Origin of the sequence: Pseudomonas fluorescens (assembly GCF_001708445.1) — a bacterium.
GTDB lineage: Bacteria > Pseudomonadota > Gammaproteobacteria > Pseudomonadales > Pseudomonadaceae > Aquipseudomonas > Aquipseudomonas gorinensis.
Genome location: NZ_CP015637.1, coordinates 1,003,170 through 1,019,289, shown reverse-complemented (window position 1 = coordinate 1,019,289; position 16,120 = coordinate 1,003,170). Strand labels below are relative to the sequence as shown.

19 protein-coding genes, 1 pseudogene and 1 riboswitch are annotated in these 16,120 nt (G+C 60.1%); of the genes and pseudogenes, 10 read left to right on the top strand and 10 right to left on the bottom strand.

What is annotated here, in order from left to right; all coding sequences use genetic code 11:
- Positions 1-9: 9 nt before the first annotated feature.
- A complete protein-coding gene (locus A7317_RS04520; protein WP_024073499.1) occupies positions 10-1,008 on the top strand; it encodes a class I SAM-dependent methyltransferase in 999 nt (332 codons plus the stop codon).
- Between the two features lie 51 nt (positions 1,009-1,059).
- Positions 1,060-1,179, top strand: a riboswitch (yybP-ykoY riboswitch).
- Between the two features lie 89 nt (positions 1,180-1,268).
- On the top strand, positions 1,269-1,853 hold the full coding sequence (locus A7317_RS04515) for a TMEM165/GDT1 family protein (RefSeq protein ID WP_005784895.1): 585 nt from the start codon (positions 1,269-1,271) through the stop codon (positions 1,851-1,853).
- 222 nt (positions 1,854-2,075) lie between these two features.
- On the opposite strand, the gene A7317_RS04510 is transcribed toward A7317_RS04515, so the two are convergent.
- A complete protein-coding gene (locus tag A7317_RS04510) occupies positions 2,076-2,894 on the bottom strand; it encodes a M48 family metallopeptidase (RefSeq protein ID WP_041160843.1) in 819 nt (272 codons plus the stop codon).
- Positions 2,895-3,138: 244 nt separating this feature from the next.
- On the opposite strand from A7317_RS04510, the pseudogene A7317_RS31445 reads away from it, so the two are divergent.
- Together A7317_RS31445 and A7317_RS31440 are read left to right on the top strand one after the other, a co-directional pair.
- A pseudogene (locus tag A7317_RS31445) lies at positions 3,139-4,419 on the top strand (HAMP domain-containing protein); the annotation flags it as partial.
- A 15-nt stretch (positions 4,420-4,434) separates the two neighbouring features.
- Positions 4,435-5,277 (top strand): methyl-accepting chemotaxis protein, encoded by an 843-nt coding sequence (locus A7317_RS31440; protein WP_370694637.1) that lies wholly within the window; start codon positions 4,435-4,437, stop codon positions 5,275-5,277.
- A gap of 69 nt (positions 5,278-5,346) precedes the next feature.
- On the opposite strand, the gene A7317_RS04500 is transcribed toward A7317_RS31440, so the two are convergent.
- Genes A7317_RS04500 through A7317_RS04490 form a run of 3 tightly spaced genes read right to left on the bottom strand, consistent with a single transcriptional unit; the run spans position 5,347 to position 6,461 of the window.
- Positions 5,347-5,967 carry an SOS response-associated peptidase gene (locus A7317_RS04500; RefSeq protein WP_024073495.1) on the bottom strand — a complete coding sequence of 207 codons (621 nt, stop codon included), beginning with the start codon at positions 5,965-5,967 and terminating at the stop codon, positions 5,347-5,349.
- A gap of 37 nt (positions 5,968-6,004) precedes the next feature.
- On the bottom strand, positions 6,005-6,265 hold the full coding sequence (locus A7317_RS04495; RefSeq protein ID WP_024073494.1) for a putative signal transducing protein: 261 nt from the start codon (positions 6,263-6,265) through the stop codon (positions 6,005-6,007).
- A 13-nt stretch (positions 6,266-6,278) separates the two neighbouring features.
- Positions 6,279-6,461 carry a CPXCG motif-containing cysteine-rich protein gene (locus A7317_RS04490; protein ID WP_069075273.1) on the bottom strand — a complete coding sequence of 61 codons (183 nt, stop codon included), beginning with the start codon at positions 6,459-6,461 and terminating at the stop codon, positions 6,279-6,281.
- 131 nt (positions 6,462-6,592) lie between these two features.
- On the opposite strand from A7317_RS04490, the gene A7317_RS04485 reads away from it, so the two are divergent.
- Positions 6,593-7,756, top strand: a complete 1,164-nt coding sequence (locus A7317_RS04485) for a 1-acyl-sn-glycerol-3-phosphate acyltransferase (protein ID WP_172831337.1) — start codon at positions 6,593-6,595, stop codon at positions 7,754-7,756.
- Positions 7,757-7,816: 60 nt separating this feature from the next.
- Here A7317_RS04485 and A7317_RS04480 read toward each other — a convergent pair whose 3' ends face one another.
- Entirely contained in the window at positions 7,817-8,074 is a 258-nt protein-coding gene (locus A7317_RS04480; protein WP_024073492.1) for a hypothetical protein, read from the bottom strand.
- Positions 8,075-8,256: 182 nt separating this feature from the next.
- On the opposite strand from A7317_RS04480, the gene A7317_RS04475 reads away from it, so the two are divergent.
- Positions 8,257-8,466 (top strand): hypothetical protein, encoded by a 210-nt coding sequence (locus tag A7317_RS04475; protein ID WP_024073491.1) that lies wholly within the window; start codon positions 8,257-8,259, stop codon positions 8,464-8,466.
- Positions 8,467-8,522: 56 nt separating this feature from the next.
- Here A7317_RS04475 and A7317_RS04470 read toward each other — a convergent pair whose 3' ends face one another.
- A complete protein-coding gene (locus A7317_RS04470) occupies positions 8,523-9,107 on the bottom strand; it encodes a YajG family lipoprotein (RefSeq protein ID WP_024073490.1) in 585 nt (194 codons plus the stop codon).
- A gap of 193 nt (positions 9,108-9,300) precedes the next feature.
- Here A7317_RS04470 and A7317_RS04465 point away from each other — a divergent pair, with 193 nt between their 5' ends.
- A complete protein-coding gene (locus A7317_RS04465; protein ID WP_069075272.1) occupies positions 9,301-9,534 on the top strand; it encodes a hypothetical protein in 234 nt (77 codons plus the stop codon).
- 727 nt (positions 9,535-10,261) lie between these two features.
- A complete protein-coding gene (mqo, locus tag A7317_RS04460) occupies positions 10,262-11,770 on the top strand; it encodes a malate dehydrogenase (quinone) (protein WP_024073488.1) in 1,509 nt (502 codons plus the stop codon).
- A 75-nt stretch (positions 11,771-11,845) separates the two neighbouring features.
- Here the strand turns inward: mqo and A7317_RS04455 are convergent, their stop codons facing one another.
- The 4 genes from A7317_RS04455 to A7317_RS04440 form a co-directional block, all read right to left on the bottom strand.
- Positions 11,846-12,133: a PA4642 family protein gene (locus A7317_RS04455; protein ID WP_017845962.1), complete on the bottom strand. Its 288-nt coding sequence runs from the start codon at positions 12,131-12,133 to the stop codon at positions 11,846-11,848.
- A gap of 287 nt (positions 12,134-12,420) precedes the next feature.
- The gene (locus A7317_RS04450; protein ID WP_024073486.1) at positions 12,421-12,906 is read right to left on the bottom strand and encodes a hypothetical protein; all 486 of its coding nucleotides are present in this window, start codon (positions 12,904-12,906) and stop codon (positions 12,421-12,423) included.
- A 35-nt stretch (positions 12,907-12,941) separates the two neighbouring features.
- On the bottom strand, positions 12,942-13,409 hold the full coding sequence (locus A7317_RS04445) for a WbuC family cupin fold metalloprotein (RefSeq protein WP_024073485.1): 468 nt from the start codon (positions 13,407-13,409) through the stop codon (positions 12,942-12,944).
- A gap of 3 nt (positions 13,410-13,412) precedes the next feature.
- Complete coding sequence (locus tag A7317_RS04440; RefSeq protein WP_024073484.1) at positions 13,413-13,970, bottom strand: hypoxanthine-guanine phosphoribosyltransferase; 558 nt, start codon at positions 13,968-13,970, stop codon at positions 13,413-13,415.
- A gap of 164 nt (positions 13,971-14,134) precedes the next feature.
- Here A7317_RS04440 and upp point away from each other — a divergent pair, with 164 nt between their 5' ends.
- A complete protein-coding gene (gene upp, locus A7317_RS04435; RefSeq protein WP_024073483.1) occupies positions 14,135-14,773 on the top strand; it encodes a uracil phosphoribosyltransferase in 639 nt (212 codons plus the stop codon).
- Between the two features lie 2 nt (positions 14,774-14,775).
- Positions 14,776-16,050 (top strand): uracil-xanthine permease family protein, encoded by a 1,275-nt coding sequence (locus tag A7317_RS04430; protein ID WP_024073482.1) that lies wholly within the window; start codon positions 14,776-14,778, stop codon positions 16,048-16,050.
- Positions 16,051-16,120: the final 70 nt, after the last annotated feature.

Here is a 16,120-nt window from a genome sequence, read left to right as displayed (position 1 = left end):
GAGCAGACCATGGATCCGCGCAGTGAAGTACTGCTTCGTCAGGCCGAACTTTTTCAAGGCAACCTGTTGCTGGTGGGCTTGCCCGCCGATGACCTGCTCGGTCGCCTGCCCAACGCCCACGGCTGGTGCTGGCATGCCGGCGACCAGGCGGCGCTCGACGCACGCTTCCCGGAGCGCAGCCAGTTTGGCGTGAATGCGCCCGAGCGCGGGTTCGATGCCGCGGTGATCTTCCTGCCCAAGTCCAAGGACCTCACCGACTACCTGCTCAATGCCGTGGCCGCACGCCTGCCCGGCGCCGAGCTGTTTCTGGTGGGCGAGAAAAAAGCCGGTATCGAAAGCGCCGCCAAGCAGATGGCGCCCTTTGGCAAACCGCGCAAGCTCGACAACGCACGGCATTGCCAGCTGTGGCAAGTCACCGTGGCCAATGCGCCCCAGGCGCTCGAGCTGGAGAGCCTGGCACAGGTGTTCGAAGTACCGCTGGCCGAAGGGCCGCTCAAGGTGGTGAGCCTGCCGGGTGTGTTCAGCCACGGCCGTCTGGATCGTGGCACCGAGCTGTTGCTGGAGCATCTGGACAAGCTGCCCAGCGGCCATTTGCTGGACTTCGGTTGCGGCGCCGGTGTGTTAGGGGCGGCGGTAAAGCGTCGCTACCCACACAACACCGTAACGATGCTGGATGTGGACGCCTTCGCCGCCGCCAGCAGTCGCCTCACCCTGGCCGCCAATGGGTTGGAGGCCGAGGTGTTGACCGGTGATGGCATCGACGCCGCACCGATGGGGTTGAACGCCATCTTGAGCAACCCGCCGTTCCATGTCGGGGTGCACACCGATTATTTCGCCACTGAAAACCTGCTGCGAAAAGCGGCAAAACACCTGGCAAAAGGTGGCGAACTTCGCCTGGTTGCGAATAGCTTCCTGAAGTACCAACCGTTGATCGAAGAGCACCTGGGCGTGTGTGCGGTCAAGGCCGAGGGCAATGGTTTTCGCATCTACCGCGCCAAGCGCCCCTGATGGGCATTTGAAAAAGAAGGCTTGCCGAATGGATTTTGCCTAGGCAGAATCCGCTCCGTCCTAGGGGAGTAGTCTCCCACGAGCGCCACGCTCGTCCGGCATACGTCAACATACTTGGTCAACAGGCCATGGCGTATGCGACCCAGGAGTCCGCACAGACGGACCGGGGTTTGACAAGACCTATGACACGCACACCTTACCCGGGGCGGGAAGGCTGTACGTGTCATAGCCGTGTCGACCCGCCCCCTGGAAACTACCTGATGCTGGATTCACTACTCGTTCCTACCGCAATCGTTGCCTTGGCCGAAATCGGCGACAAGACGCAACTGCTCGCACTCATCCTTGCCGCGCGCTTTCGCAAACCCTGGCCGATCATCGCCGGCATCGTCGCCGCGACCCTGGCCAACCATGCGGCTGCGGGTGCCGTGGGTGCCTGGTTTGGCAGTTTCTTCTCGGATGCGGTGTTGCACTGGATCCTGGCGGCAAGCTTCTGTGCCACGGCGCTGTGGACCCTGGTGCCGGACAAACTCGATGATGACGAAGCCAGTACCACGCGCAAATTCGGGCCATTCCTGACCACGCTGATTGCGTTTTTCCTTGCAGAAATCGGCGACAAGACACAGATCGCCACAGTGATGCTGGCGGCCCAGTATCCGGAGTTGTGGCTGGTGATCATCGGCACCACCCTGGGCATGTTGATTGCCAACGTCCCGGTGGTTCTGGCGGGGAATTTCGCAGCGGAGAAACTGCCGCTGACGTTGATTCGTCGACTGGCGGCTACGGCGTTCTTTGTCCTGGCGATTGTGGCGGTGTACAAGGCCATGCAGAGCAGCGGCTGGATTTAAGCGATCCACTGTGAAAAGGGGCTTGCCCTAATGCCTGCCAGTGAAGGAGAAACACTGTAACTGTGGCGAGCGGGCTTGCCACAGGTTGCTGTTTGCCCGTTCTATCTCTTAACTGACAGGTGTTAGGGCTTGCCCACCATTGCGGTGCGCCAGTCGATATCTCCACTGGCTTTACACCGCTATCGGGGGCAAGCCCCCTCCCACATTTAGACCTTCACAGGATCAAGATTTTTTGGCCTGCTGGTAGAGCGGCATCACCTTCGGAATCGCTGCCTGCAACGAGGCGATCCGGCTGTCGGAGGCCGGGTGAGTGCTCATGAATTCCGGTGGCGCGCCTTCCGAAGCCTTGGCCATCTTGTTCCATAGCGTGATGGCCGCATTCGGGTTGTAGCCCGCGCGGGCCGCCAGTTCCAGGCCGATCAGGTCTGCTTCGTTCTCATTGCTGCGGCTGTTAGGCAAGGTCATGCCGTAGTTGGCCACGGTGTCGGCCAGCGCCAGGCTGTCCTGGCCCAGGCCGAACAACGCACCGGCGCCCTGCTTGGCCATTTCGATGCCGTAGGCCTTGGACATGGCTTCACGTCCATGCTCGCGCAAGGCGTGGGCGATTTCATGGCCCATCACTGCGGCCAACTCGTCATCGGTGAGCTTGAGGTTGTCGATCAAGGCGCTGTACACGAAGATCTTGCCGCCAGGCCCGCAGTTGGCGTTCATTTCATCGCTCTTGATCAGGTTGACTTCCCACTTCCACTGCGCCGCATCCGGGCGGAAGGTGGGCGCCTGGGCGATCAAGCGGTTGGCGATAGCCTGCACGCGCTTGGCGTTGGCGCTGGTCTTGTCCAACTGGCCTTTGCTACTGGCTTCGCCCAGGGTCTGCTGATAGGACTGCGCATACATCTGGTCGACTTCCTGGCTCGACAGCATGCTGAACATATATTGCTTGCGCTCAACCCCAACGGCGCCACCGCTGGTGGTGTTGACCGATTGACACCCGGCCAGCAGTACCGCTGCTGCCAACACACTTACGGCCAATGATTTCTTCATCAACATACTCTCCCTGAAAAAAAGCCCTGAAAACATGGCGCGTATCGTAGGCGGTGAATTGTATCGACGCCAGATACACCAGACGTGTAGCCGCTAAATTTCAGATACATCCCACACCCCGACAACGGCGGCAAGCATTCCATTTGCGACAGCTCGCATTAATTCGTGGAGCAAACCCTCATGCCTCCCGCGTCCATGGCCGATATAAACAAGCAGCCCTTCCCCCCCTGCGCCTGGAGCCTTCATGAAGTTCAAGTCGATTCAGTTTTCCGTCGCCGCACTGGCCGGGGCCATTGTGCTGAGTGTGGTCGCCGTGCTGGTGCTCTACGCCTTGTTTGCCGGCGCCCGCACACAGGAGATGGTGCAGGCCCGCACCCAGGCACAGTTCGAGCAGATCATCGAACAGCGCCTCACTGCATTGGCGCAAACCCAGGCCACATTGATCCAGCGAGAACTGGAGGCGCCCCTGGTGACAGCAAGAAGCCTGGCCACCACCAACGCCCTGCTCGGCATGAAAGACGCCAAAGGCGATGCCGCCTTGCAAATTGGCCGCGAACAACTGATCAACCTGCTGCACGAAACCGTGGTGCGCAACCCGAAAATCCTCGGCGCCTATATCGGCTGGGAACCCAATGCGATCGATCACAACGACGCTGCCTACGTGAAAAGCCCCATCGTCGGCATGGGTGTCGACGGCCGCTTCATTCCTTGGTGGTATCGCAACGCGGATGGCAGCCTCGGCCTGGACAAGCTCGCCGATGTCGCCGATCAGAAGATGCTGTCCACGGGCGTGCGCGCCAGCGAGTACTACCTGTGCTCCAAGGAAAGCAAAAAGCCCTGCGCCATCGACCCCGCACCTTACAAGGTCGGCAACGCCATGGTGATGCTGGCTTCGTTTATCGAACCGATCATGATTGACGGCGCCTTCCAGGGCATCGTCGGTGCCGACCTGTCGGTGAACTTCATCCAGGACATGCTCACCAGCGCGGATCAAAAACTCTACAACGGAGCCGGTGAACTGGCACTGATCTCCAGCAACGGACGCCTGGTGGCGTCTACCAAGGACCCCAGCAAGCTCGGTGAAAAAGCCTCCGACCTGCTCGACGGCAACGAACTGGCCAATCTCAATCAACTGAAAGTCGGCGAAGTGCGGTACGACATCGACCATGAGCACGGGCATATCGAACTGTTCCTGCCGTTCAACATCGGTCAGACCGACGCGCGCTGGACCCTGATGATGCAGTTACCCCTGAGCGCCGTCATGGCCGAACTGCAAACACTGCAAAGCGACCTGGATACCCAGCGCAAGACCGATATCTTCGGCATGACCATGGTCGGCCTGTTGATTGCTGGCATTGGCTTGCTGGTGATCTGGCTGGTAGGTCACGGCATCGCTCGCCCACTCAAGCAAATGGTGGCGATGCTCAACGACATCGCCCAGGGCGAAGGCGACCTCACGCGGCGCCTGACCAGTGATCGCGCCGATGAACTGGGCGCGATTGCCACCGGCTTCAATACTTTCCTGATCAAGCTGCAGGGCATGATCACCCAGGTGGTGAGTTCGGTGCAGAAGGTCAGCGACTCTTCGGAACACACTGCCGACATCGCGATTCGCACCAACCAGGGCGTGCATAAACAGATGGTCGAGATCGACCAGGTCGCCACCGCGGTGCACGAAATGACCGCCACCGCCCAGGACGTAGCGCGTAACGCGACCCAGGCTGCGCAAGCGGCCAACCACGCTGACCAGGCCGCGAGCCAAGGCATGCGCATTGTGCGCGACACCTCGAGCTCGATCGGCGCACTCGCCCAAGAAATCGGCAAGGCCGTGGGCGTGGTGCAAACCCTGGCCAAGGACAGCGAGAACATCAACGCGATCCTCACAGCCATTCGTGGGATTGCCGAACAGACCAACCTGCTGGCGCTCAATGCGGCGATTGAAGCGGCACGGGCCGGCGAGCAAGGCCGTGGGTTTGCCGTCGTGGCAGATGAAGTGCGTAACCTGGCGCAAAAGACCCAGAAGGCCACCGAAGAAATCCAGGCCATGATCCAGCAGTTGCAGCAAGGTACGCGAGAAGTGGTGCGCGTGATGGAAGACAGCCAGAACCGTACCGACGAAAGCGTGCAGCACGCCGCCAAGGCCGCCGAAGCACTGGAGACCATTACCCAGGCGGTGTCGGTGATCAACGACATGAACACCCAGATCGCCAGCGCTGCCGAAGAGCAGAGCGCGGTGGCCGAGGACATCAATCGCAATGTGATCAATATTGGCCAAGTGGCCAATGAAGTGGCGGGCGGTGCGGATGAGTCGAGTGCGGCCAGTGCGGATTTGACCAAACTGGCGGAGCAGCAGCGGCGCTTGATCAATCAGTTCAAGGTTTAAGCTTTTCGGCGATCTTGAGCGGCCTATCGCGGGCATTGCTCGCGATGAGGCCGCAGATCACTCACAGGCTCAACCCGGCGTCAGGCACTCCGGGCCATTGAGCTTCGGATCGTTCACCATATTGGCCAGTACCCGCTCGCGCAACGCGGTCGGCTCACTGGCCAACAAGCCCTGCAACACATGCAACGGTGTTTCAGGATCGAGCCAGGCCTCCTGCCCCGCCGCATCCAGAATCAACGGCCGGCGCTGGCTCTGCGCCGCCTGGGTCACCACTGCCGTGCTCAGCCACACCTGTTCCTGCACCGGATAGGCTTCCCAGATCGCCGCAAAAAACAGCGTCGAACCCTCGCCCGGTGTCAGCCAGTACGGACGCTTGCGCTGGGTGCCGCGCCATTCGTAGAAACCGTTGGCCGGCAGCAGGCAACGACGCTGGCGAAAGGCCTCGCGAAACATCGGTTGCTCGGCCAGGGTTTCGGCACGGGCATGGGCCGGGGTGCGGGAAAGGTCGGTCAGCCACGCTGGGGTCAGGCCCCAGCGGGCGCGGGCCAGGGTGCGCTGGCCGTCGGTGGCGCGCTGGATCAGCACCGAATCATTCGGGGAGATGTTCCACTGGGCCTGCTGGTCTGCCGGAAAACCCGGCAAGGCAGCAAATGAGGGGTTCCAGCGAAACAGGGCATAACGTCCACACATGGGGCAACACGACTCTTGGGGTAAACCGACCGACAGCCTAACAGACCAACACGTCGGGGAAGCTGTCGGGTTCATCGCCGGGCAGCGGTTGCGCGCCGTTATAAGCGGTGATCAGCTCGCGAGCATACGCGGCCTGGTCATTATCCACTTCCAAACCCAACAGCCCGAAAATCGGCAATTCGCCGGTGCCGCCGAGCAAATGCCGCCCCACCAGGTGCGCCTCGACGCCCTCGCTGGCGAGCATCTGTTGCAGCAGCTCGCCTTCCATCAGGTTTTCCGGTTCGTAGATTCGCTGCATGGGCGCCCCCCCGTTATTCGTTTTCGCTGCGCGTTTCCAGCATCCATTCGTCACCATGGACCTGCAGATTGAAAGTGACCGGGCGGCAGCACACCTGGCAGTCTTCGATATAGGTCTGATCACCCCCCGACAGATCCACCGTTGTCTCGACCTCTTCACCACAATAAGGACAATCGTACGTCGCATCTTCCAGCATCGCGGTCTCCCAAGTGACTTGTGCGTATAATCGCCGGTCTATTTACAGGGCTATTCACGGCAGAGCCAATATTGCGGCCGCACCCTGGTATTTCCTCTACTTACCCTAGCCGTTTCTAACAAGAGAGCATGATGGGCGAATTCGATACCATCCGACCTTACAATGACAGCGAAGTCCCGGCAGTACTGGACCGGCTGTTCAGTGACAAGGCCTTTCTGGACATCCTGACCCACTTCCGCTTCCCGCGCTTTGCCGGCGCCCTGGGCTGGCTGCTCAAGCCGATGATCGCCCGCAAGCTGCGCCGCGAATTCGCCGGTGTGACCACCGTGGCCACGCTGCAGGACAAAGTCGAGTACTACGTCGACCACACCATTGACCGGGCGACCGACGGCGTGACCTACACCGGCGTCGAGCAACTCAAGTCGGGCACCGCCTACGTATTCCTGGCCAACCACCGCGATATCGTGATGGACCCGGCCTTCGTCAACTACGCCGTGTACCACGCCGGCCTGCCGACACCGCGCATCGCCATCGGCGACAACCTGCTGCAAAAGCCATTTGTCAGCGACCTGATGCGCTTGAACAAGAGCTTTATCGTGCACCGCTCGATCACTGGGCGAAAAGAAAAAATGGCGGCCTATCAGCTGCTGTCGGCGTACATCAACCATTCGATCCGCAACGACTGCCAGTCGATCTGGATCGCCCAGGCCGAAGGCCGCGCCAAGGATGGGGATGACCGCACCGAATCGGCGATCCTGAAGATGTTCCACGTCAGCCGCAAGGACGAGCCGTTTGCCGAGGTGATCCAGTCGTTGAACCTGACGCCGGTGTCGATCAGCTATGAATACGACCCCTGCGATGCTGCCAAGGCCCGCGAACTGTACATCCGCGCCACCACCGGCACCTACTGCAAGGCGCCGGGCGAGGACGATGTGAGCATTGCGCTTGGCATCACCGGCTACAAGGGTCGTGTGCATGTGAACTTCGCGGCGCCGATCACCGAGCGTTTCGAAGATACCAAGCTGCTCGCGGCGGAAATGGACCGGCAGATCCTCGGGGGTTATCGCTTGTTCCCGGTGCACTACCTGGCGTACGCCCAGTGGAGCGATGCCGACCCACAATTGCAGGTGCCCACGGCGGCAGATGTCTTCCCGGCGGACGAACTGGCCAAGGCAAAAGCCGAGTGGGAACGGCGCTTGAATGAATGCCCGGCCGAGCACCGGCCGTTCCTGGTGGTGCAATATGCAACGCCCGTTCGCAACCAGTACCGCGTTAAAGCCGGAATCCCCCTGTAAACACCGAAACAAAAAGGTGGGAGGGGGCAAGCCCCCTCCCACTGGTGTTTTGTGGTGTTTTTACAGGTGGGTGCTGAGCCAGGACATGGCCAGCGACAGTCCCAGGCAGGCAAAGCCAATGCGATAGGCCAGGCGATGCGCCCGTTCGGTGCGCACATCCAGAAACAGCATCGGTTGGTCGATTGCGCGCTCTTCGCTCTGCGCAGCCAGGTCGGCCATCGCACGCTGCTCGCGAAAGCGGGTAATGAACAGCAGCACTGCACCCGGGCAGGCCACTAATAAGGCAACAGCATTGATCAGCAGTGCGGGCAGTGCCATCACACACCTCGGTGAATCAGTATTCTGGTATCCATTCAGATACAAACCTGAAGGATAGTCACCTCCTGCGCCGTCCAACTCCTTCCTCCATTGACGGCTAATGTATCCAGTAATTTACGGCGTCACCTGAACGTCACCTTAACAGGCCACTCTGTTGCCCTTCGAACGCTCGGGAGCTTGTCATGTTGCACGCGCAGAACCAGGATCGGCTGTATCTGATCGCCCAAAGCGATGAGCAGGAGGCGCTGGTCGACGGCCTGGCATTCAACGTCCAGGACCGCCACTGGCTGGTGTATTGCGCCCTTGGCGGGCATCAACATGCAGACTTGCCGGAGGCTGATTTGCTGACGGGGGTGAGCCTGCTGGACTTTTGTATCGACACCGCAGCCTGAAACCGAAGGCATAAAAAAACCGGGCCCATCGCTGGGCCCGGTTTTTTATTGAGCGGTTATTGCGAGCTGAGCAAGGAGCCGATGCTTGGGTCCTTGAACAGACGGGTCAGGGCGTCGCTGAGCACATCGCTGACCAGCTTGGTATTGGTCTCCTGGTTCGGCGCCATGCCAAAGCGCTGATTGAGGGACGCACCATAACGGCCGCTGTAGCGACGGGTGCCGGCAGTGACGTCAGACTTGAACGTCGCGCCAATAGAGGCTTCGGTCACATACAGGCCGTCCTTGGGCGACTGGTACTTCAGCTCGGCCAGGGTGATGGTCAACTGAGGGGCGCCCGGCGAATTGGCCGGGGTAAAACCCAGCAGGCGCACGGCGGCTTCGGCCTGGGCTTGCAGCTTGGGCAGCACGTCGGCAGCGTTCACCGACACCAGTGCGGTCTCCGGGTACAAGCCGCCACGGGAGCCCAGGGTGGGTGATGGACGACCGTCCACTACACGCACCGAAACCGGCTGGCCGTGCCCCACGGGCGCCAACTGCGTGGTGATTATCGGCTGCGGGCTGAGTTGTTGCGGGCTGTTGGCGCAGCCAACCAGGGTCAAACTGGTCACAGTGATCAAACCGAACAACAGGCGTTGCAACATGCTCTTCTCTCCAGAAATCGAGTACCGACAGCGCGGCAGTATAGCGGGCGGCCATTGCCGGGAACTAGCGCCAGTTACAACCTATGACCCGCTGGCGATGTAGCGGTTCGGTGTCACAGATATGTCACCGCTGATACACGAGTGCGTCATCGTGGGCGCGCATGCTTGGTTTCAATCCAAGGAGGTCGATCCCATGCATTTTCTCTGGTCACTGTTCTCTCGCAAGCCCGCCCTTCGCCAGTTTGCCCTGCTCGATGCCCAAGGCCGCTGCCAGGCCTTCAAAGAGTGCAGCCTGCCGCCGGTCGGCGAAGGTTGGGTAGAAATCGACGAAATTCGCTTGAGCTGGATGCACCACCCCTTGCCAGCGCGCGCGCGCATCAGCCAGCGCCCTGCGCAGGCACCAAGTCACCAGCCGTTGGCCGCCTGACCGAACACCTAATAAAAGTCATAAAACACGCCCATTTCCTTAGCGTTCTTCGCTACAATCTCCCCCCGATTATAAGGACGTCTCCTGATCGGGCCTCGCAGCATCGTTAATGCCTCGGTATTAACCCCCAAGAATCGCCCACAGAGAGCCGCCCACACAGATCGAGTGAAGCTGGCGCGCTTGCTGTTTTCCTTGCAAACCACCCTTCTTTACCGAATCTGCCAGAGCTGCCATTGCGCTCGGCCACTTGAGTTGTTTGCCCGTTTTGCCGCATATCGGCAGAGGTGTCGCGGGCCAGGTGCCAGACTGGGCAGCCCTTTTTTGAGGTTCACGTCTTCAAAAGAGCGTGAAAAAACGGGTTTTCACAACTTCACAAGAGTGTGGCGAGCAAATGAATAGTTTGGCGTTTGTACAAGCACCATCAGCGTCTGGAACAGCCCAACCACACAGGAACGAGCACGCCTCAAAAACGCTGGCTTGATCCTGTCCGCTACGGATTGGTTGCACGAATCGCACGCTTTGACCATAAGTCGAATTGCCACAGGCGCCCATGAATGCGTTCATAGGCAGATTAGCCCGGCAGGAAGCGTGCGCTGAAGTTGCAAAGAATTGCGAATCGGACATGGCGATCCTGGCCATGGGTAACCTGGGGCAACACGTGAACCGCCCCGTCACTCCTGGCAGCCATGCCGTCAATTTGGTGCTGCAGATTTTGGAGACGCGTTAAATGGCGCATAACGAAGCAGTCGACGTAGTACTGGTAGGGGCCGGCATCATGAGTGCCACCCTGGCCGTACTGCTCAAAGAGCTCGACCCCGGCCTCAAGCTGGAAGTCGTTGAGCTGATGGATTCGGGTGCCGCGGAAAGTTCCAACCCGTGGAACAACGCCGGTACCGGTCATGCTGGCCTGTGTGAGCTCAACTACACCCCCCAGGCCGCCGATGGTTCCATCGACATCAAGAAAGCCGTGCACATCAACACCCAGTTCGAGGTGTCGAAGCAGTTCTGGGCGTACCTGACCAAAAAAGGCACCTTTGGCTCGTCCAAGTCCTTTATCAGCCCGGTGCCGCACCTGAGCTTCGTTCAGGGCGAAAAAGGCGTGTCTTTCCTCAAGAAGCGCTTTGAAACCCTCAGCCAGCACCACGCGTTCTCGGATATGCACTACACCGAAGACCGCAGCGAGATGGCCGAGTGGATGCCGCTGATGATGCCAGGCCGCCCGCTGGACGAAAAAATCGCGGCAACCCGTGTCGTGAACGGCACCGACGTCAACTTCGGCGCCCTCACCAACCAACTGCTCAGCCACCTGACCAGCTCGGCGGACGCCCAGGTCAAGTACTGCAAGCGCGTGACCGGCCTCAAGCGCAACGGCGCGGGCTGGACTGTGAGCATCAAGGACGTCAACAGCGGCAACAGCCGTGATGTGGACGCCAAGTTCGTGTTCCTCGGCGCCGGTGGTGCGGCCCTGCCCCTGCTGCAAGCCTCGGGTATCGAAGAGAGCAAAGGTTTTGGCGGCTTCCCGGTCAGCGGGCAGTGGCTGCGTTGCGACAACCCGGAAGTGGTCAAGCACCACCAGGCCAAGGTCTACAGCCAGGCCGCGGTGGGTTCGCCACCGATGTCCGTGCCACACCTGGACACCCGCGTGGTCGATGGCAAGAAGTCCCTGCTGTTCGGGCCTTACGCCGGATTTACCACCAAGTTCCTCAAGCATGGCTCGTTCCTCGACCTGCCGCTGTCCGTGCGCGCCGGCAACATCGGGCCGATGCTGGCCGTGGCACGGGACAACATGGACCTCACCAAGTACCTGGTCAGCGAAGTGATGCAGTCCATGGAGCAGCGCCTTGAATCCCTGCGCCGCTTCTACCCGGAAGCCAAAGCCGAGGACTGGCGCCTGGAAGTGGCCGGCCAACGCGTGCAGATCATCAAGAAAGATCCGAAGAAAGGCGGCGTGCTGCAATTCGGCACCGAACTGGTCGCAGCCAAGGACGGTTCGTTGGCGGCGCTTTTGGGTGCTTCTCCTGGCGCGTCGGTAACGGTGTCGATCATGCTGGAACTGATCGAGCGCTGCTTCCCGGAAAAAACTGCCGGCGAATGGGCCACCAAGCTGCATGAAATCTTCCCGGCCCGGGAAAAAGTGTTGGAAACCGATGCTGAGCTGTATCGCAAGATCAATGCGCAGAACAACATCAGCCTGGAGCTTGTAGAGCAAAGCAACGAGGCTGAAAGCTACGCTTGATCGCTCCTACAGTTAAAAGCAAAAACGCCCCGCTCTCAGGCTGAGAGCGGGGCGTTTTTTTATGCCTCGCAAGCGTCAGCCGCGGGCGTTGTCGATCAGCTCGATGTACTCGGCGGCGTTGCGCTGGTCCTTGATCAGGTCGACAAAGGTCTGGCCATGCTCGTCCTTGCCGTCCAGGTCCAGGCCAGCAGCCTTGAAGAAGCCCAGGAAGCGTTCGAAATCGTCGATACGCAGGCCACGATAGGCCTTGATCAGTTTGTGCAGGGACGGTGAAGTCGCGTCAACTGGCTCGAAGTCCAGGAACAACTTGATTTGATCGTCGCCGATTTCGTCGCCAATCACCTGTTTCTTATCTTTACGCATTACCGACTCCAGCCTGCAGACATTTACACGGGGTTTGAAGTCTACCTGCGAGGCGCGGGCTTCGAAAGCGCTGAAGAACCAATGTGGTGGCAGTGGATCAGCCACAGATGCATCAACTGACAGGCCCTCATCGGGGGCAAGCCCCCTCCCACATTTTTAATCGAGTACACCAGTCCAACTCCCGTTGCTCCAAGACCGCAAAAGCCAACTGAGGCCTACCTGTTGAATGCAGATCAAACTGTGGGAGGGGGCTTGCCCCCTCCCATATTGGTTCTTCAGTATTTTTGCTATTTGGTACGAACAGCCCCGGTATGCAAATCCGCCCAGATATGCCCATTGGCGTAACTGAGGAACTGCACATATACCGTGTCATTGCGCAGCAAGTCGACAATCACTCGGTACTGGGTCACCGGGTACGACAGGGTCAAGGTTTTACTCTTGTCATCGTATGCCGGCTTTTTCAGGCTTTTGCTTTCGGCATCGAAATTGAGGACCACCTGGGCGATGGTCGCGCCCTTGTTCAAGGACTTGCCCTTGAGTCGAATCATCAACGGAGAGGTCACCGGAATCGGCTGCTGGGTGGATTGACGCTGGTTACCCACCACCACTGCATATTCGGTAATTTGCAGCAGTTGCTGCTGGTCAGGCGCTTCGGCGCGCAAGGCCAGGTCGTCCGGCGGCAGGAATTGACTGTGCATCGGCGCAGGCGCGGCGGCCAGGGGCAGGCTCAAGGTCAGCGCCAGGGCGGCGCAGGTGCGTATCAACAGGCTCATGGGCCGCTCCGCAGAAGATGGCCCAGCACTGTAGCTCAATCGAAGTGGGCAAGCATCCAGCGTTGATACTGCGCCACATCGGCATCGCCTTCGCGGGGCGCCCAGTCAGCCAGTTCACCCTCACCAACCGGCCGATAGGGCCCGGCCTTGCACTCGAACATCACGGTATCGGGCTCCAGCACCACCAAGCCATGGAACACACCCGGTGGCAGATCCACTCCCGAACACTCACCGCCCGCCTGCATCACACGCTGGGCAAGCACCTCGCCGGCCTCGCTGAACACCAACAAGCCCAGGCGCCCCTTGAGCACGAGCAGCGTTTCAGCCTTGTCCGCGCTCAGGTGACGGTGAGGCGGTACATACGTATCGGGTTGCAGGCCCACCGCCAGGCGATGGCACGGCTCTTCCATCTGATGGAAGTTATGGTGGTGCCGGCCACGGGAGCTGGCGGCCGCTTTCTCGGCCAACTCGGCAAACAACGTCTGGTCAAGAAAGCGAGTCATGCCTTACATCCCTTTGACGGCGTAAATCCCATTGGCATTGCGCCAGTAACCTTTGTAGTCCATGCCGTAACCGAAGATGTAGCGATCGATGCACGGCAGACCGACGAAATCGGCTTTCAACTCAGGACGCGCCTTGCGGTCGTGATCTTTGTCGATCAGCACGGCGGTGTGTACTTTGCGCGCGCCGGCATGTTTGCAGAAGTCGATGATCGCGCCCAGGGTGTGCCCTTCATCAAGGATGTCGTCGATGATCAGCACGTCGCGGTCGATGAACGAGACTTCCGGCTTGGCTTTCCAGAACAGATCGCCACCGCTGGTTTCGTTGCGGTAACGGGTGGCGTGCAGATAGGACGCTTCCAACGGGAATTGCAGATGAGTCAGCAATTTACCGGCGAAGATCAGGCCCCCATTCATCACGCAGAAGACCACCGGGTTGGTATCGGCCATCTCGCGAGTGATGTGTGCGCCGACCCGGGCGATCGCTTCTTCGACTTGCGCTTCGGTGTACAGGCAGTCAGCCTCGCGCATGATTTGACGGATATGCTCGAGATCAGCGGACATGGCGCTCTCCAAGGGGGTGCTGTGGCAAGAAAAGCGGGCAAAGGTACGCATGTGAGGCGCAACGTTCAAGCCTTAATGGACTAACGTACTAGATGTCTATAGGACAACACCCTCGGATAGATTAATCTAGGCCGGTTTTTTTGCCCGCCGCCGGAGCCTTTCCCATGCCCACTCGCGAGATCCGCCATCCGCTGATCCGACACAAGCTCGGCCTTATGCGCCGCGCCGACATTAGCACGAAGAACTTCCGTGAGCTTGCTCAGGAAGTCGGAGCGTTGCTCACTTACGAAGCCACCAAGGATTTACCCCTGGAAAGCTACGAGATCCCCGGTTGGGCGGGTCCCGTCCAGGTCGAGAAAATCGCCGGTAAGAAAATCACCGTGGTACCGATCCTGCGGGCCGGTATCGGCATGCTCGAAGGTGTGCTCAGCCTGATCCCGGGCGCCAAAGTCAGCGCCGTGGGCGTGGCCCGCAATGAAGAAACCCTGCAGGCGCACACGTACCTGGAAAAACTCGTACCGGAAATCAACGAGCGACTGGCGATGATCATCGACCCGATGCTCGCCACCGGCAGTTCCATGGTCGCCACCATCGACCTGCTGAAAAAGGCCGGTTGCAAGGACATTCGCGCGATGGTGCTGGTGGCCGCGCCGGAAGGCATCGCCGCTGTCGAGAAGGCCCACCCGGACGTGCAGATCTACACGGCCTCCATCGATGAACGCCTGAACGAACACGGCTACATCATCCCGGGCCTGGGCGATGCCGGCGACAAGATCTTCGGTACCAAGCAGAAGGACGCGTGAGCATGCAGGATGAATTCAACGACCCGCTTTGGCGCCAGATCCTGTCTGGCGCACAGATGCTCTTCGTGGCATTTGGCGCGCTGGTGTTGATGCCGCTGATTACAGGTCTTGATCCAAACGTCGCGTTGTTCACCGCCGGCCTGGGCACGCTGCTGTTCCAGCTGGTGACCGGGCGGCAGGTGCCGGTATTCCTGGCGTCGAGCTTTGCCTTCATTACCCCGATCATTCTCGCCAAGCAGCAGTTCGGCCTGGCGGCGACCATGGGCGGGGTGATGGCGGCCGGTTTCGTTTACACCTTCCTTGGCGCTGCGGTAAAGATCAAGGGCACCGGCTTCATCGACCGGTTGCTGCCGCCGGTCGTGATCGGCCCGGTGATCATCTCCATCGGCCTGGCCATGGCGCCGATTGCCGCGAATATGGCGATGGGTAAATCCGGCGACGGTGCCGAGTTGATCCATTACCAGACGGCGATGCTGATCTCGATGCCAGCGTTGCTGACCACGCTGATCGTGGCGGTGTTCGGCAAAGGCATATTCCGCCTGGTGCCGATCATCTCCGGCGTGCTGGTGGGCTTTGCCATGTCATTCTATTTTGGCGTGGTCGACACGGCGAAGATCGCCGCCGCACCGTGGTTCGCCCTGCCCCACTTCACCGCGCCGGAGTTCAACTGGCAGGCGATCCTGTTTATCGTCCCGGTAGCCCTGGCTCCGGCGATCGAACATATCGGCGGCGTGATCGCGGTGGGCAGCGTGACGGGGCGCGACTACCTGAAAAAACCGGGCCTGCACCGCACCTTGCTGGGCGACGGCATCGCCACCACGGCCGCTGGCCTGTTTGGCGGCCCGCCGAACACCACCTACGCCGAAGTGACGGGCGCGGTGATGCTGACCAAGAACTACAACCCGAAGATCATGACCTGGGCCGCCATCTTTGCCATCAGCCTGGCGTTTATCGGTAAGTTCGGCGCACTGCTGCAGAGCATCCCGGTGCCGGTGATGGGCGGGATTCTATGCCTGTTGTTCGGTTCGATTGCCGCAGTGGGCATGAACACGCTGATCCGCCACAAGATCGACCTGGGCGAGGCGCGCAATCTGGTGATTGTGTCGGTGACCCTGGTGTTCGGGATTGGCGGTGTGCTGGTGGGTACCGGCACGGGGCCGGACGACTTCGGCCTGAAGGGCATTGCCTTGTGTGCGGTGGTCGCGATTGGTCTGAACCTGCTGCTGCCGGGCAATGATGGCTGGAAGAACAAAAAGCCTGACGAACCGCTGCTCTAACTGCCAACGCAAAACCAGATGTGGGAGGGGGCTTGCCCCCGATGGCGGTGTATCAGTCATACATGTAGCG

Bases quoted from the DNA above. Each gene is read 5' to 3' on its own strand.
- A7317_RS04520 (WP_024073499.1), top strand. From the start codon at position 10: ATGGATCCGCGCAGTGAAGTACTGCTTCGTCAGGCCGAACTTTTTCAA.
- A7317_RS04515 (WP_005784895.1), top strand. From the start codon at position 1,269: ATGCTGGATTCACTACTCGTTCCTACCGCAATCGTTGCCTTGGCCGAA.
- A7317_RS04510 (WP_041160843.1), bottom strand. From the start codon at position 2,894: ATGAAGAAATCATTGGCCGTAAGTGTGTTGGCAGCAGCGGTACTGCTG.
- A7317_RS31440 (WP_370694637.1), top strand. From the start codon at position 4,435: ATGATCACCCAGGTGGTGAGTTCGGTGCAGAAGGTCAGCGACTCTTCG.
- A7317_RS04500 (WP_024073495.1), bottom strand. From the start codon at position 5,967: ATGTGTGGACGTTATGCCCTGTTTCGCTGGAACCCCTCATTTGCTGCC.
- A7317_RS04495 (WP_024073494.1), bottom strand. From the start codon at position 6,265: ATGCAGCGAATCTACGAACCGGAAAACCTGATGGAAGGCGAGCTGCTG.
- A7317_RS04490 (WP_069075273.1), bottom strand. From the start codon at position 6,461: ATGCTGGAAGATGCGACGTACGATTGTCCTTATTGTGGTGAAGAGGTC.
- A7317_RS04485 (WP_172831337.1), top strand. From the start codon at position 6,593: ATGGGCGAATTCGATACCATCCGACCTTACAATGACAGCGAAGTCCCG.
- A7317_RS04480 (WP_024073492.1), bottom strand. From the start codon at position 8,074: ATGGCACTGCCCGCACTGCTGATCAATGCTGTTGCCTTATTAGTGGCC.
- A7317_RS04475 (WP_024073491.1), top strand. From the start codon at position 8,257: ATGTTGCACGCGCAGAACCAGGATCGGCTGTATCTGATCGCCCAAAGC.
- A7317_RS04470 (WP_024073490.1), bottom strand. From the start codon at position 9,107: ATGTTGCAACGCCTGTTGTTCGGTTTGATCACTGTGACCAGTTTGACC.
- A7317_RS04465 (WP_069075272.1), top strand. From the start codon at position 9,301: ATGCATTTTCTCTGGTCACTGTTCTCTCGCAAGCCCGCCCTTCGCCAG.
- mqo (WP_024073488.1), top strand. From the start codon at position 10,262: ATGGCGCATAACGAAGCAGTCGACGTAGTACTGGTAGGGGCCGGCATC.
- A7317_RS04455 (WP_017845962.1), bottom strand. From the start codon at position 12,133: ATGCGTAAAGATAAGAAACAGGTGATTGGCGACGAAATCGGCGACGAT.
- A7317_RS04450 (WP_024073486.1), bottom strand. From the start codon at position 12,906: ATGAGCCTGTTGATACGCACCTGCGCCGCCCTGGCGCTGACCTTGAGC.
- A7317_RS04445 (WP_024073485.1), bottom strand. From the start codon at position 13,409: ATGACTCGCTTTCTTGACCAGACGTTGTTTGCCGAGTTGGCCGAGAAA.
- A7317_RS04440 (WP_024073484.1), bottom strand. From the start codon at position 13,970: ATGTCCGCTGATCTCGAGCATATCCGTCAAATCATGCGCGAGGCTGAC.
- upp (WP_024073483.1), top strand. From the start codon at position 14,135: ATGCCCACTCGCGAGATCCGCCATCCGCTGATCCGACACAAGCTCGGC.
- A7317_RS04430 (WP_024073482.1), top strand. From the start codon at position 14,776: ATGCAGGATGAATTCAACGACCCGCTTTGGCGCCAGATCCTGTCTGGC.